Annotated in this window: 15 protein-coding genes; 9 read left to right on the top strand and 6 right to left on the bottom strand. The window is 72.1% G+C overall.

Features of this window, described 5'->3' with window-relative positions; all coding sequences use genetic code 11:
* Positions 1-27: 27 nt before the first annotated feature.
* A complete protein-coding gene (locus ABT025_RS17580; protein WP_502971968.1) occupies positions 28-1,458 on the top strand; it encodes an MFS transporter in 1,431 nt (476 codons plus the stop codon).
* An 18-nt stretch (positions 1,459-1,476) separates the two neighbouring features.
* Here ABT025_RS17580 and ABT025_RS17575 read toward each other — a convergent pair whose 3' ends face one another.
* Positions 1,477-2,118, bottom strand: coding sequence for a response regulator (locus ABT025_RS17575; protein ID WP_350994882.1), 642 nt, complete (start codon positions 2,116-2,118; stop codon positions 1,477-1,479).
* A gap of 328 nt (positions 2,119-2,446) precedes the next feature.
* On the bottom strand, positions 2,447-2,983 hold the full coding sequence (locus ABT025_RS17570) for an HPP family protein (protein WP_350994880.1): 537 nt from the start codon (positions 2,981-2,983) through the stop codon (positions 2,447-2,449).
* A gap of 94 nt (positions 2,984-3,077) precedes the next feature.
* On the opposite strand from ABT025_RS17570, the gene ABT025_RS17565 reads away from it, so the two are divergent.
* Positions 3,078-3,716 carry a CGNR zinc finger domain-containing protein gene (locus tag ABT025_RS17565; RefSeq protein WP_350994878.1) on the top strand — a complete coding sequence of 213 codons (639 nt, stop codon included), beginning with the start codon at positions 3,078-3,080 and terminating at the stop codon, positions 3,714-3,716.
* Between the two features lie 127 nt (positions 3,717-3,843).
* Here the strand turns inward: ABT025_RS17565 and ABT025_RS17560 are convergent, their stop codons facing one another.
* Positions 3,844-4,425, bottom strand: a complete 582-nt coding sequence (locus tag ABT025_RS17560; protein ID WP_350994876.1) for a CGNR zinc finger domain-containing protein — start codon at positions 4,423-4,425, stop codon at positions 3,844-3,846.
* A gap of 158 nt (positions 4,426-4,583) precedes the next feature.
* Between ABT025_RS17560 and ABT025_RS17555 the strand changes: the two genes are divergently transcribed.
* The 4 genes from ABT025_RS17555 to ABT025_RS17540 all read left to right on the top strand — a co-directional run bounded on the left by ABT025_RS17555 (position 4,584) and on the right by ABT025_RS17540 (position 7,593).
* Positions 4,584-5,039, top strand: a complete 456-nt coding sequence (locus ABT025_RS17555; protein ID WP_350994874.1) for a VOC family protein — start codon at positions 4,584-4,586, stop codon at positions 5,037-5,039.
* A 99-nt stretch (positions 5,040-5,138) separates the two neighbouring features.
* Positions 5,139-6,128 (top strand): pyridoxamine 5'-phosphate oxidase family protein, encoded by a 990-nt coding sequence (locus ABT025_RS17550; RefSeq protein ID WP_350994872.1) that lies wholly within the window; start codon positions 5,139-5,141, stop codon positions 6,126-6,128.
* A 41-nt stretch (positions 6,129-6,169) separates the two neighbouring features.
* Positions 6,170-6,376, top strand: coding sequence for a ferredoxin (locus tag ABT025_RS17545; protein WP_350994870.1), 207 nt, complete (start codon positions 6,170-6,172; stop codon positions 6,374-6,376).
* On the top strand, positions 6,373-7,593 hold the full coding sequence (locus tag ABT025_RS17540; protein WP_350994868.1) for an NAD(P)/FAD-dependent oxidoreductase: 1,221 nt from the start codon (positions 6,373-6,375) through the stop codon (positions 7,591-7,593). The genes ABT025_RS17545 and ABT025_RS17540 overlap by 4 nt, the downstream gene beginning before the upstream one ends.
* A gap of 4 nt (positions 7,594-7,597) precedes the next feature.
* On the opposite strand, the gene ABT025_RS17535 is transcribed toward ABT025_RS17540, so the two are convergent.
* Genes ABT025_RS17535 through ABT025_RS17525 form a run of 3 tightly spaced genes read right to left on the bottom strand, consistent with a single transcriptional unit; the run spans position 7,598 to position 10,460 of the window.
* A complete protein-coding gene (locus tag ABT025_RS17535) occupies positions 7,598-8,782 on the bottom strand; it encodes a sensor histidine kinase (RefSeq protein WP_350994866.1) in 1,185 nt (394 codons plus the stop codon).
* A gap of 11 nt (positions 8,783-8,793) precedes the next feature.
* Positions 8,794-9,516, bottom strand: a complete 723-nt coding sequence (locus ABT025_RS17530; protein WP_350994864.1) for an ABC transporter permease — start codon at positions 9,514-9,516, stop codon at positions 8,794-8,796.
* Positions 9,516-10,460: an ABC transporter ATP-binding protein gene (locus ABT025_RS17525; RefSeq protein WP_350994863.1), complete on the bottom strand. Its 945-nt coding sequence runs from the start codon at positions 10,458-10,460 to the stop codon at positions 9,516-9,518. The genes ABT025_RS17530 and ABT025_RS17525 overlap by 1 nt, the downstream gene beginning before the upstream one ends.
* Positions 10,461-10,793: 333 nt before the next feature.
* Here ABT025_RS17525 and chsH3 point away from each other — a divergent pair, with 333 nt between their 5' ends.
* From chsH3 to ABT025_RS17510, 3 genes are all read left to right on the top strand, one after another.
* Complete coding sequence (chsH3, locus tag ABT025_RS17520) at positions 10,794-11,666, top strand: enoyl-CoA hydratase ChsH3 (RefSeq protein WP_350994861.1); 873 nt, start codon at positions 10,794-10,796, stop codon at positions 11,664-11,666.
* A gap of 172 nt (positions 11,667-11,838) precedes the next feature.
* Positions 11,839-12,915, top strand: coding sequence for a Zn-dependent alcohol dehydrogenase (locus ABT025_RS17515; RefSeq protein WP_350994859.1), 1,077 nt, complete (start codon positions 11,839-11,841; stop codon positions 12,913-12,915).
* Between the two features lie 43 nt (positions 12,916-12,958).
* Positions 12,959-13,900 (top strand): 3-oxoacyl-ACP reductase, encoded by a 942-nt coding sequence (locus ABT025_RS17510; protein WP_350994857.1) that lies wholly within the window; start codon positions 12,959-12,961, stop codon positions 13,898-13,900.
* Positions 13,901-14,023: the final 123 nt, after the last annotated feature.

Here is a 14,023-nt window from a genome sequence, read left to right as displayed (position 1 = left end):
TGTACGGGTCGCGGGGCGGCTGCGAGTATGACGTTCATGGTTGACGTCTCGACTCCCACACGCCGTAGCGGCGGTACCCGGACCCGTACCTGGGCGGTCGTGCTCGCCGCCTGTACCGGCCAGTTCCTCGTCGTGCTCGACGTGTCCGTCGTCAACGTGGCCCTCCCGTCCATGCGCACCGACCTGGGGCTGAGCGCCGCGGGACTGCAGTGGGTGCTCAACGCGTACTCGATCGCGTTCGCCGGATTCATGCTGTTCGGGGGGCGGGCCGCCGACCTCTACGGCCGCAAGCGGATGTTCCTCGTCGGCCTCGGCCTGTTCACCGCCGCCTCCCTCGCCGGAGGGCTCGCCCAGGAGGGCTGGCAACTGCTCGCCGCCCGGGCCGCCCAGGGACTCGGCGCCGCGGTGCTCGCCCCCGCTACCCTCACCCTGCTCACCGCGGCCGTCCCCGAGGGGCCGGCCAGGACCAGGGCCATCGGCACCTGGATGGCCGTCGGTGCGGGCGGCGGTGCGGCCGGCGGACTGATCGGCGGAGTGCTCACCGACGCGCTGTCCTGGCGGTGGGTCCTGCTCATCAACGTACCCATCGGGGTGCTCGTCCTGACCGGCGCCGCACTCCGGCTCGCCGAGGGCCGGGCCGGTGAGCGCAGCCGTATCGACCTCCTGGGCGCGCTGCTCGTCACGGCGGGCCTGGCCTCGGTCGCGTACGGCATCGTGCAGACCGAGGAATCGGGCTGGACCGCCGTCGCGACCCTGCTTCCGCTGCTGGGCGGAGTGGCGCTGCTCGCCCTGTTCGTCCTGGTGGAGGCCCGCACCGCGAAGCCGCTGATGCCGCTGCGGGTGCTGGCGGCGCGGGCGGTGGCTTCGGCGAACGTGGCGATGTTCGTGATCGGCTCGGCCACGTTCTCGATGTGGTACTTCATGACCGTGTACGCGCAGAACGTCCTGGGCTACTCCGCGCTGGAGGCCGGACTCGCCCTGATTCCCACCTCGGTGGCCGTCGTGGTCGGCTCCAAGTGCGCGCCCCGGCTGATGGTCCGCACCGGTGCGAAGAACCTGGCACTGATCGGCACGGCCGTCGCGGCCGCGGGCTTCGGCTGGCAGTCCACGATGACGGCCGACGGCTCATATCTCACGGCGGTCTGCCTGCCCGGCATCCTGATGATGGCAGGCACCGGCCTCGCGGCCACCCCGCTCGCCACCCTCGCCACTTCGGGCGCGGCCCCCGGCGAAGCCGGCCTGGTCTCCGGCCTCGTCAACACCTCCCGCACGATGGGCGGTGCGCTCGGCCTGGCCGTGCTCTCCACCGTCGCCGCGGCCCGCACGGCGGGCTCCACGGATGCGGTGGAGCTCACGGCCGGATACGGGCTGGCCTTCCGGACGGCGGGCGGGGTGCTGCTCGGCGGGGTGCTGCTGATGGTCTTCTGGCTGCCGCGCCACGGGTCGGCGCGGGACTGACGCCGTTACGCGGCGCTCTCAGAGCCACCCCTGCTGCCGGGCCGCCCGGACCGCCTCCATCCGGTTGCGTGTGCCCGTCTTCCCGATCGCCGCGGACAGGTAGTTGCGGACGGTCGACTCCGACAGATGCAGCTTCAGCGCGATGTCGGCGACCGTCGCCCCGTCCACCGAGGCCACCAGCGCATCGCGCTCCCGCGCGGTCAGCGGGCTCGGCCCCGCGCTCAGGGCGGCGGCGGCCAGTGCCGGGTCGATGACGGTCTCGCCGCGCAGCACCCGGCGGACCGCCTCCGCGAGTTCCTCGACCGGCCCGTCCTTGACCAGGAACCCGGCCGCACCGGCTTCCATCGCGCGCCGCAGATATCCGGGCCGGCCGAAGGTGGTGAGGATCAGCACCCGGCAGTCCGGCACCTCCTCACGCAGATCGGCGGCCGCGTCCAGACCGCTGCGGCCCGGGAGTTCGATGTCCAGCAGCGCCACATCGGGCCGGGACATCAGCGCGGCGGCCACGATCTCGTCGCCCGCGCCCACCTGGGCGACCACCTCGATGTCCGGCTCCAGCCCGAGCAGCAGGGCGAGCGCGCCGCGCATCATGCCCTGGTCCTCGGCGAGAAGAACTCTTACGGAACTTGCAGGGCGGTGGTCCTGCGGCATCTCGTCCATGTGCCAAGAGTACGGGCGGAATTGCTGGTGGGAGCAGCGGGAAGCCCCGCCCGGCGCGGCCGGACGGGGCTCCTCCGGGGGCTGGTCCAGCGTGCGCCGATGACGCCGTCCGAGGCCGGCCCCGCCCCGGAGCGCCACGGTGTGACTCGGGCACACACAGAGGGTGGTTCCGGGTGCCGGCGGCCCCGGAGTCCGGGTGGCCATGCCCGCCGCAGGGCGCGTATTGAGCCGCAGATCGAGCATCAGCTGATCCACGCCGCCCTGTAGCGGGGCCGGATGTGCTGCGGGCAGTTCCAGTCCTCGGTAGTCGACGATCCGCGTGCCGGTCCTACCACCAGTAGGACGGGTACGCGGCGGTCCGGCCCGTCCGCCCGGCCACGATGCCGGCGCCGACGATGACGACGGTGGCGAGCAGCAGCAGCGGCAGGAACAGCGCGGCCGACGGTGCGGTCATCACCACGATCACCGCTGTGGCCGCGGCGGGGGAGTGCGCGGTGCGGGTCAGGGCCATGGCGCCGATGGCCAGGCCGCCCGCGACCGCCGAGGCCCAGAGCGAACTGCCGGCGACGGCAAGGGTCAGAAAGCCCACGACCGCTGAGGTCAGCTGACCGCCGATCACATTGCGCGGCTGGGCCAGCGGCAGGGCGGGAGCGGCGAACACGAGCGCTGCGCTGGCCGCCAGTGGCGGGATGAGCACCGTCTGGTCGAGCAGCGTGCCGATGGCCACGAGCAGCACCAGCGCTGCCACCCCGCCGAGAGTGGCGACGGAGACGGACGCGGCCGCCGGGCGGGCGGGAGCCTTGCTCGCCAACGCGGCGGTCCAGCGGCGCTCCGCGGCGAGCTGCGGCAGCGGGGTTTCGGACACGATGTTCCCTTCTGGGGACTACAAGAAAATAATGCCTGCATGTTATTCAATCCATTAGTTTGGTGCATGGCATTCCACAGGACAAGATGGGCCGATGGACGAGGACGTCATGCGGGAGCGTCAGCAGAAGTCGGCGGTCGACGGACTGCCTCTGTCCGGCGAGCCGCTGCCGCTCGACCTGGTGAACACCACGTACGTCAAGGGCGGTGTCCGCGGCCGGCTGATCGACGCCCTGGCCGCACCGCAGGACCTCGACGTCTGGCTGAGGGGGCGGCGCGAACGGTTCTCCGCCCCCCTCGCCGCGGACCTGGCCGGGGCCGCCCCCGCGGATTTGACGTTGCTGGGTGAGTTCCTGGAAGTCCGTCGCGCCCTGCGGGTCCTGGCCGGTGCGCGTACCTCCGGCGGGGCAGCCGGTCCTGCGGATCTGGCCGTGGTGAACGCGTGGGCCCGCCGCGCCGCCGCATGGCAGGAACTCGCCCCGGGGCCGGAATTCCCGGTCGCCTCCCGCAGGTCCGAGAGCGACTCCCGTCGTGCGGCGCTCGCGGAGATCGCCGCGCAGGCCGTGGCGCTGTTCGGTGGAGCGGGTGCGGAGTTGCTGAGGGCGTGCCCCGCGCCCGGGTGTGTTCTCTACTTCGTCAAGAGCCACTCCCGCCGTGAATGGTGTACGACGGGATGCGGGAACCGGGTGCGTGTGGCACGGCACAGCCGTCGTGGCCGCGAAGGCGTGCACTGACCCGGCGCCGTGCGGCGGCCGGTTCCGGGGGGCGGCCGCCCGGTCTCGTGCGTGGGTACGCGGGGGCCCGAGCGCACCGCGGATGCTTCGGCGGGAGCCGGGTCCCGTCCGTGTGCCCGGTGGACGGTCAGGAGGACCCGCGGCGCGCGTAATGGCGCGCGGCCTTCGCGCGGTTCCCGCACCCGGCCATCGAGCACCAGCGGCGGGTGCCGTTCTTGGACACGTCGTAGAAGTGCAGCACGCAGGCGTCGTTCGCGCAGGGGCGGATGCGGTCGGGCCGCTCGGTCACCAGCGTCAGCCAGTTCTCGGCCGCGTACCAGGCGGGTGCCCAAGCGGGGTCCGGCACCTCGACCGCGGACTGCGGTGATCCGCCGGGCCCGAGCAGCCGGCGGATACGGCCGTGGTCCAGGACCTCGTTCAGTTCGGCTGCGGCCTGCTCCGGGACGGGGTGTCCCTGGAGCACGAGGGTGTCGAGCGCGGTACGGGTCCGCAGCAGCGCATCGAGGGTGGCCCGGTCCGCCTTGAGGGGCGTGTGGCCGGTCTGCGTCCGTACGGAGGGGCTCGCCAGCCAGACGGCCAGCCCTTCCGCGGAGTGCAGGAGGTCGTGGTGGCCCTCGGCGTCGATCCACCGGGTGTTGAGCAGATCGAGCGCGAGGGGTTCGCCGGTGAGCGGTCGCGGGTCGGCCCCGGCCCCGGTGGATTGCTGCACGTCTGGCTCCCTCCCCCCGTGGGGAATCGATTCACTCGACCCATACTAACCGGCCAAGTGGAGATCACCGGTTGACGGCACTTTCTCTAACCCTTAAAGTCGAATTGAAAGGTTGCGAGGCCGTCTCGTGATCCCGACCGAAGGCTTGGGCGCCGACCATGGGCAAGGCGAAGAACCTGCAGACCGGCCACATCGGCCTCAACGTCACCGACCTGGACCGCTCGCTCGCCTTCTACCGCGAGGTCTTCGACTTCGCGGTGCTGGCCGAGGGCAAGGAGGACGGCCGGCGATGGGCCTTCCTGGGGCGGGGCCCGCGACTCCTGGTCACGCTCTGGCAGCAGAGCGAGGGCACGTTCGCCACCGCCCTCCCGGGCCTGCACCACCTCTCCTTCCAGGTCGACACCATCGAAGAGGTCAGGGCCACGGAGGAGGTGCTGCGCGCCATCGGTGCCGAGTTCACGTACCAGGGCGTCGTGCCGCACGGCGAGAGCGGCACCTCCGGCGGGATCTTCTTCACCGACCCCGACGGCATTCGCCTGGAGATCTACGCGCCCACCGGGGCCGACCCGTCCGACGCCCCCACCGCCGGTGCACCCACCTGCGGCTTCTTCTAGCCGGACGACGTTCGGGCGTCAGTATTCCTCGCCCGTGTGCACGCCGCCGTCCGCGGCGTACACACCGGCGGGTCACGCCCCAGCCGGAAAGGAATCACTGTGGCCGGCTATCACAGCGGAGAGACCGCCGCGCAGCAGCGGGCCGGTCTCGCGGACCAGGCCGCGTTCTCGCTCGGCGGCATCGGAAACAGCATCCCGGCCGTCGCGGCGGACTTCCTGGCCGCGCAGCCGATGATCGTGATCGGCGGCACCGACGACCGGGGACGCGTGTGGGCCTCGCAGCTCACCGGTGAACCGGGCTTCCTGAAGGTGCCGACACCGCACACCCTCACCGTCGACGCGCTGCCCCTGCCCGGGGACCCGCTCGCCGGGCTCCTCGCGGACGCCGTGCCGGGAAACCCCGCGCACATCGGCATGCTCGGGATCGAACCGGCCACCCGCCGCAGAATGCGGATCAACGGACGGGTGGTCCGGCGGGGCCGGGAGCTGCGCGTGGACCTCGACCAGGTCATCGCCAACTGCCCCAAGTACATCCAGAAACGGCACCCTCACACACTCGAACCGCACGGCCGGGATGCCGGACGCCGCGTCACCACCCCCAGCACCGACACCACCCCCAGCACCGACACCAGCGCCGCCACCGCCACCGCCACCGCCAGCACCGAGCTGAGCCCGGAACAGCAGCGGACGCTGCGGGAGGCGGACACCTTCTTCGTCGCCACCGCATCCGACCGGGGCGACGCGGACGCCTCCCACCGCGGCGGAAATCCGGGCTTCGTCCAGGTCCTCTCGCCGACCCTGCTGCGCTGGCCGGACTACGCAGGCAACGCCATGCTCCTCACCCTCGGCAACCTCGAACTCAACGCGTCGGCCGGTCTCTTCGTGCCCGGCTGGGACACCGGAGGCGCCCTGTACGTCTCCGGCACGGCCCGCACCCTGTGGGACGCCGAGGAGACCAGCCGGATTCCGGGGGCTCAGCGCATCGTCGAATTCGCGGTCGAGAGCGTACGGGAGATCACGGACGCCTCTCCGCTGCGCTGGTCCGGGCCCGGCTACTCCCGTTTCAACCCACCGGTCGTCCGAGCGTGAGCCGCTCGCCCCACCCCTTCGAACACCGCCAGGGAGCAACCATGCAGATCACCGTGGACATGAATCTCTGCGAGAGCCACGGGCAGTGCGTCTTCGCGGCACCCGCGGTCTTCTCCTTCGACGACGAGGACCATCTGGTTCACGAGACAAGCCTCGACGAAGCGTTGCGTGCCGACGTCGAGAAGGCCGCCGCTGCCTGCCCGGTCCGAGCGATCACCGTGACCGCCCTCCCGACGGCCGCCGCGTGAGCCCCCCACACCGCCGCCCCCGCGACGTCCTGATCGTCGGCGGTTCACTGGCCGGCCTGAGAGCCGCCGAGACGTTGCGGGCCGAAGGGTTCACGGGCGCCCTGACCATCGTCGGGGACGAACACCACGCACCGTACGACCGGCCCCCGCTCTCCAAACAGTTCCTGAGCACCGGAGGCGAACCGCCAGACACCCGGCTGCCGGTGCCCGGGGACCTTCACGCCCGTTGGCTGCTGGGACAGGCGGCGGCCGCCTTGGACCCGCGGAGCAGGACCGTGACCCTGGCGGACGGGACGCCGCTGACGTACGACGGGCTCCTGATCGCCACGGGCGCGTCCGCGCGTGGCCTGCCGGGCACGCCGGACGGGGTGTACACCCTGCGGAACCGGAGCGATGCCGAGGCGCTGCGGGAAGCACTCGGGTCCTGCCGTCGGCTGCTCGTCGTCGGCGCCGGGTTCCTCGGCAGCGAGGTCGCTGCGGCGGGGCGCGCCCGCGGTCTCGACGTCACGCTCGTGGAGGCCGGGGCCGTGCCACTGGAGCGCGCCGTCGGGAAGGAGGTGGGAGCGTTCGTCGGTGAACTGCACCGCGAGGCGGGCATCATTCTGCGGACGGGCACCACCGTGACCCGGTTCTCCTCGGATCCGGCGGGCGGACTCACCGGAGCGTTGCTGGCGGACGGCACGGCCGTCGCGGCCGATGTGGCGGTTCTGGCCCTCGGGGCCGTACCGGCCGCCGACTGGCTGACCGGCTCGGGGCTCCGGACCGGCGGCGGTGTGCACTGCGACAGCCGCATGCGGGCCCTGTCCCTCGACGGAGGCGTCGTGCCCGGTGTGGTGGTCGCCGGAGATGTCGCCAAGGCCCCGCAACGGCTGGCCGGCGGTGCCGCCCTGTCGCTCGGCCACTGGTCCGATGCTGCGGGTCAGGCGGCCTCGGCGGCCCGCACCCTGCTCCTCGGGGAGGCCGGTCCGCCCTGGGACGGGATTCCGTCCTTCTGGTCCGACCTGCACGGGGCGCGGATCCGCTCCGTGGGCCTGCCGGGCATCGCCGACACCGTCGCGATCCATGAGATGGACCTGTCCACCAGGCGTCTGGAAGCCGGATACCACCGCTCAGGACGCCTCGTCGGGGCCCTGACTCTCGGCCGGACCGCCCGGCTCGCGGCCTATCGCAACAGGCTGGCCGATACCGCCTCCCGGGCGGAGGGCGCCCCCGGCTGACCCTTCAGCTGCCACCGGCCGCGCCCGCCGCCGCCGTCGCGTCCGCCGGAAGTTCCGCCGTCACCACGAAGCCGCCCCCCGGCCGAGGTCCCGCCTCCAGTGAGCCGCCGGCCACGGCGAGGCGCTCGGTGAGGCCCTTCAGGCCCGTGCCGCCGATGCCCGGGGAGGGGGGCGTCGCCGGGGTCCGGCCGTCGTCGGTGACCGTCAGGCGGACCCGGTCCGGTGTGCCGTCGACCACGAACGTGCAGGTGGTGGCGGTGGAGTGGCGGACCACGTTGGTGACGGCCTCCCGCACCACCCAGCCCAGCAGCGCCTCCGTCTGCGGTGCGAGCGGGGGGCCGGAGCGACGGACGGAGGGTTCGATCCCGGCGGCGGTCAGCGCGGACCTGGCCCCGTCGAGTTCGGTGGCCAGGCTTCCCTCGCGGTAGCCGGTGACCGCCTCGCGGATCTCGGTGAGCGCCTGCCGGCCGACGGATTCGATGTCGGCGACCTGGAGGAGCGCGGCGTCGACGTCGCGCGGCGCGAGCCTGCGCGCGGCCTCGGACTTGACGACGATCACCGAGAGAGTGTGGCCCAATAGGTCGTGCAGGTCGCGGGAGAAACGCAGCCGCTCCTTCTCGACGGCGGTACGGGCCAGTTCCTGCCGGGTGGAGCGCAGTTCCATCACCGTTTCCGACAGGGTGAGGATCGCGGCCGTCACCGCACCCGAGATGAACGTCCCGTAGCCCAGCGTCCAGGGTGTCGGCCCGCCGTCCTCGCGCCACACGGAGATCAGACACGCGGACACGGCGAGGCCGAGCAGCCCGACGGCGAGCAAACGGTGGCGCAGGATCGTTCCGCACGCCAGTGAGAGCAGTGGGAAGAAGAGCAGCCAGCTGCCTCCGTAGCCGATCGCCAGTCCGAAGGTGATGGCGGTCATCGCGCCCAGCAGGACGTACGACACCGGGCTCTCGCGCTTCTCCTTGACGAATCCGCGGAACACCACGGAGATGTAGAGGGAGTTGAAGGCGAGCAGCCCGAGGCCGCCGATCCACGGGTTGGGGGTCTCGCCCTGGAAGAGGTTGGAGAAGGAGCCCAGGCCCATCAGCAGCCAGGGCAGCAGTGCGTACGGTCCCGGCGGGCCGGGGCGGCGCCCTTCCTGCCGCAGCCGGCGCCGTTCCTTCCGTGTCGGTCTTCCGTTCCCCCGCATGTTCACTCCCCTCACACGGTCCTCGCGGACCGACGGTACGAGATCACGGCGTACATGCCGAACAGCAGCAGCCACGCGGAGAGTACGGCGAGGGTGGTGGCGCCGGGCGCGTGGCCCTCGGTGGTGGCCCATCCCAGGTCGGCGAACCGGTTGGCGGGGGTGAACCTGCCGAGGGAGCGCAGCCACCCGGGCAGGAGCTCCAGCGGGAACCACAGCCCGCCGACGACGCCGAAGGCCATCAGGCAGGCGACGTTGACGACTCCGGTGCCCTGTGGCGTGAGCCGGTACCCGTTGCCGATTCCGAGCAGGGTGAAGGGCAGCGCGCCGGCCCACAGCAGCAGCACCAGCACGGCCCACTGCCAGGCCGCCATCCGTACGCCGTTGACCAGACCGCCGGCCAGCAGCACCGTCAGGATCGTCGGCAGCACGGTCACCGAACCGCTGATCGCCCGGCCCACCACCGCGTGCGTGGGGGAGAGCGGGGTGATCCGCAACTGCTGGAGCCAGCCCAGGGACTTGTCGGAGGCGACGCCCGTCCCGATCGACATGGCGGAGCCCAGCGCGCCGTACGCGGCCATGCCGACCATCGAGGCGGTCTTCCAGCCGTCGACTCCGTCACCGCCACCGATGTTCGTGAAGATCAGGTACATCATCACCGGCATCCCGGTGCCGAAGACGAGGAAGGTGCCGTCACGCAGGGTGCGGCGGATCTCGAGCACGATGTACTGGTACATCAGACGGACTCCTTCGCGGGCCGGGAGGCGCCGGCGGCCGGCGCGGTGAGGGAGAGGAAGGCGGCCTCCAGCGTGGCCAGGGACACCTGGAGACCCCGGACCAGGCCGAGCCGGGCGAGCTCCACGACGGTGCCGTCGGAGTCGTCGGTGTGCAGCACCGCCCGGTCGCCGGTCACCTCGACGGTCACGACACCGGGCAGCAGCTCCAGGCCCTCGGTGGACCGGCCCGCCAGATCGAAGGAGACCTGACTGTGGCCGGCCGCCGCCTTGATGGCCTCGCCGCTGCCGTCCGCGACGATCCGGCCGCGGTCGACGACGACGATCCGGTCGGAGTTCTCGTCGGCCTCCTCCAGATAGTGGGTGGAGAAGAGCACGGTGTTGCCGCGCCGGGCATAGGCCCGCATGGACTCCCAGAACGCGTGCCGCCCCTCCACGTCCAGAGCGGCGGTCGGCTCGTCCAGCACGATCAGTTCCGGATTTCCGGCCAGGGCGACGGCGAACCGGACCCGCTGGATCTGGCCGCCGGAGAGCTTGTCGATCCGCCGGTTCGCGTACTCCGCGACACCCGCCAGGTCCAGCGCCTCGGCGACCGGGAGCGGCCTCGGGTAGGTGGAGGCCACGAACGTGATCAGTTCACGGACGGTGACCCGCTGGATGGGGCGCCCGTCCTGGAGCATGGCCCCGACCAGGCCCGCCCGTACGGCCTGTCCGGGGGTGCGGCCCAGCACCCGCACACTCCCGGCGTCCGGTTCGTTCAGCCCGAGCAGGAGGCTGATCGCGGTGGACTTGCCCGCGCCGTTGCGCCCGAGCAGGGCGACGGTCTCGCCCCGCTCGACGGTCAGTCCGATCCCGTCCACGGCCCGCACCCGCTGCCCTGGTCTGCCGAAGGTCTTCACCACCCCGGTGAAGACCACCGTGGCCCCGTTCCCCGTTGTCTGCGTCATGCCTACGACGCTACGGAGCCGGAACCCGCCGTGGCAGAGGGAGATGTACGGACTCGGCGATGACAAATGTCATCGCCCGTCGCGGCGGGCGGCCGGTGGGCGTCGCGGCGGGTGATGCCGAGGGCGACCCGGCGCGCGAAAAGGCTGCGGCGAAGTGGATCTGACGGGACGTCAGCAGTCTTCACAAGTGCTCGGCGCTGCGTTATACATAGGGCCAACCGGCTAGAACGCGTTCTAGAACGGGCGTGGTCTCCGGTCCCCGCACGACCTCGGTGCGGCCGACGGTGCGGACGGCCGCACCGAGGTCTTTCACCGTCGAGGAGCAGCTTCCCCATGCCCATTGATGCCGAAAAGGCTCTCGCTGCCGAACCCCGGACCAGCCGGATCAGCTGGGACCACAAGGACGTCCAGCTCTACCACCTCGGGATCGGCGCAGGCGCCCGCCCCGACCTGGCCGACCCCGCCGTCGACCCCGGCGAGCTGCGCTACACGCTGGAGTCCCGGCTCCAGGTGCTGCCCTCCTTCGCCACGGTCGCCGGCGCGGGCACGGCCATGGCCGGCGGCCTCTCCGTACCCGGTGTCGACATCGACCTCGCCGCCGTCCTGCACGGCGGGCAGAGCGTACGGGTGCACCGGCCGGTCCCGGTCGAGGGCGGCGCCACGGTGACCTCGAAGGTCGCCGCGGTGTACGACAAGGTCAAGGCGGCCGTACTGGTGCTGCGTACCGAGGCCGCCGACGAGGACGGCCCGCTGTGGACCAGCGACTCCCAGATCTTCGTGCGCGGAGAGGGCGGATTCGGCGGCGAGCGCGGCCCGTCCGAGCGGATGGCCTATCCCGCCATCGCCCCCGACCGCGTCGTGGAACGGCCGGTCCGCCCCGACCAGGCGCTGCTCTACCGCCTCTCGGGGGACTGGAACCCGCTCCACGCCGACCCGGACTTCGCCGCGAAGGCGGGCTTCGGCCGGCCGATCCTGCACGGCCTGTGCACCTACGGCATGACGCTCAAGGCCGTCACCGACACGGTGCTCGGCGGCGATGTGACCCGCATCCGCTCCTACCGCACCCGGTTCACCGGGGTCGTCTTCCCCGGCGAGACCCTCCGCATCGAGATGTGGACCGCCGAGAACGAGGTGCGGGTCGAGGTGCGCGCCGTGGAGAGGGACAACGCCGTGGTCCTCGGCGACACCTTCGTCGAACACTCCTGAACCCGAATCCGCATGTGGACCCGAGCCCGAGTCCTGTACCCGAGCCCGAGCCCCAGCCCGAGTCCCGTACCCGAATCCGTACCCGAGCCCGAGTCCCGTACCTGAATCCGTACCCGAGCCCGTACCCGTACCGATCCCAAGAGCACCGCAGGCCCGTGAGGGGAGCCGCACCATGCGCGCAGCCGTACTGCACGAGATAGGCCAGGACAAACTCGAAGTACTCGACGACGTCGAGGCGGTGGGCTTCGGCCCCGGAAAGGTCAGGCTTCGCGTCCGGGCCACCGGGCTGTGCCATTCCGACATCTCCGCGATGAGCGGGGTACTGCCGCAGCCCGCCCCCTTCATCCCCGGCCACGAGGGGGCCGGCGAGGTCATCGACGTCGGCGACGGGGTGACCGGGCTGAGCGCGGGGGACCGGGTGCTGGTCTGCTGGCTGCCGGCCTGTGGCGCCTGTCAGGCCTGCAAGCGCGGCCAGACCCACCTCTGCCTGGCCGGCTTCATGAACGCGGGCACGCCCAACTTCAAGCGCCCTGGCGGCGATGTGTTCGGGTTCGCCGGGACCGGCACCTTCACGGAGGAGGTCGTCGTCGGCGCGGGCTGCGCGGTGCCGATCCCCGACGACGTGCCGTTCGAGATCGCCGCGCTGATCGGCTGTGGGGTCACCACCGGCCTCGGCGCCGCCATCAACACCGCGCAGGTGGAGGCCGGTTCGTCGGTGGCTGTGATCGGCTGCGGCGGGGTGGGCATCTCCACCATCCAGGGCGCCCGGGTGCAGGGCGCCGCCCAGATCGTCGCCGTGGACCCCGTGGCCTCCCGGCGCGAGGCGGCGCTGCGGTTCGGCGCGACCGAGGCGGTCTCGCCCGAGGAGTTCGCCGACGCCAAGCAGCGGATCACCGCGGGCGAGGGCTTCGACTACGTCTTCGAGGTCGTCGGCAAGTCCGCCACGGCCCGCACCGCGTACGAGCAGACCCGGCGCGGCGGCACCCTCTGCATCGTCGGTGCCGGCGCCATGGACGACAACTTCCAGGTCAACATGTTCGAGCTGTTCTTCGACGAGAAGCGGATCCTGCCCTCCATGTACGGCGGCGGGGACGTGCTCCGGTCGTACGAGCGGGCCATCGCGCTCTGGCGGGCCGGCCGCATCGACCTCGAATCGATGATCACCCACCGGGTGCGGCTCGACGGCATCAACGACGCCCTCGACCAGATGCGGACCGGCGAGTCGCTGCGCACCTGCATCGAACTCTGACGACCACCCCGCCCGCCCCCTCCCGAGAGGACCCCGAGAACCGATGTCACTTCCCCTGGACGGACTGTCCGCGATCGTCACCGGTGCAGGCCGCGGCCTCGGACGGGCCGAAGCGCTGGAACTGGCGCGGCTCGGCGCGGCCGTCGTCGTCAACGACTACGGGCAGCCGGGCCGCGACGGCTCGGGCGAGGCGTCGGCCGCCCCCGCCGAGGAGGTCGCCGAGGAGATCCGGGCCGCCGGCGGCCGAGCGGTCGCCCACCTCGGCGACGTCTCCGACCACGAGCAGGCCCGCGCGCTGGTCGAGCTGGCCGTCAGCACCTACGGCAAGCTCGACATCCTGGTCAACAACGCGGGCATCCTGCGCGACCGGATGATCTTCTCGATGACCGAGGACGAGTGGGACTCGGTCCTGCGGGTGCACCTCAAGGGCCACTTCAACACCACGCACTTCGCAGCCGTCCACTGGCGGTCGAGGTCCAAGGAGTCCGGCGGCCCGGTCTACGGCCGGATCGTCAACACCTCGTCGGAGGCGTTCCTGGCCGGTTCGGCGGGCCAGCCCAACTACGCGGCGGCCAAGGGCGGCATCGTCGGACTGACCACCTCCACCGCGCTGGCCCTGGCCAAGTACGGCGTCACCGCCAACGCCATCTGCCCGCGCGCCCGGACCCGGATGACCGAGGACGTCTTCGCGGGCTTCCAGGAGCCGCAGGACGGGCGGCTCGACGCGCTCGCGCCCGAGCACGTCTCCCCGCTCGTCGGCTATCTGGCATCCCCGGCGGCCGCCAAGGTCAACGGCCAACTGCTCGTGGTGCACGGCGGGATGGTCGCGATCGTCGAACGACCGCGAGTGGCGGCCAAGTTCGACTCGTCGAAGGAGACGTTCTCCTTCGACGAGCTGGACGAGCTGATCTCCCCGTACTACGCGGACCGGCCGCCGAACGAGACGTTCGCGGCGGCGGAGGTCCTCGGGCTCAAGCGCGGCTGAGCCCGTCCCGGACGGAGACGGAGGAGGGGCCCCCCCGCCCCCCCCCGGGGGGGGGGCCGCCCCGGCCCCGCCCCCCGGGGCGGCGCCGGCCCCCGCTCCGCACGGTGGCGAAGCGGGCACAGA

It is taken from the genome of Streptomyces sp. NPDC002809, assembly GCF_040295435.1.
GTDB lineage: Bacteria > Actinomycetota > Actinomycetes > Streptomycetales > Streptomycetaceae > Streptomyces.
Note: the sequence above shows the minus strand (reverse complement) of the source record. Positions and strands in the feature narration are given on the sequence as shown.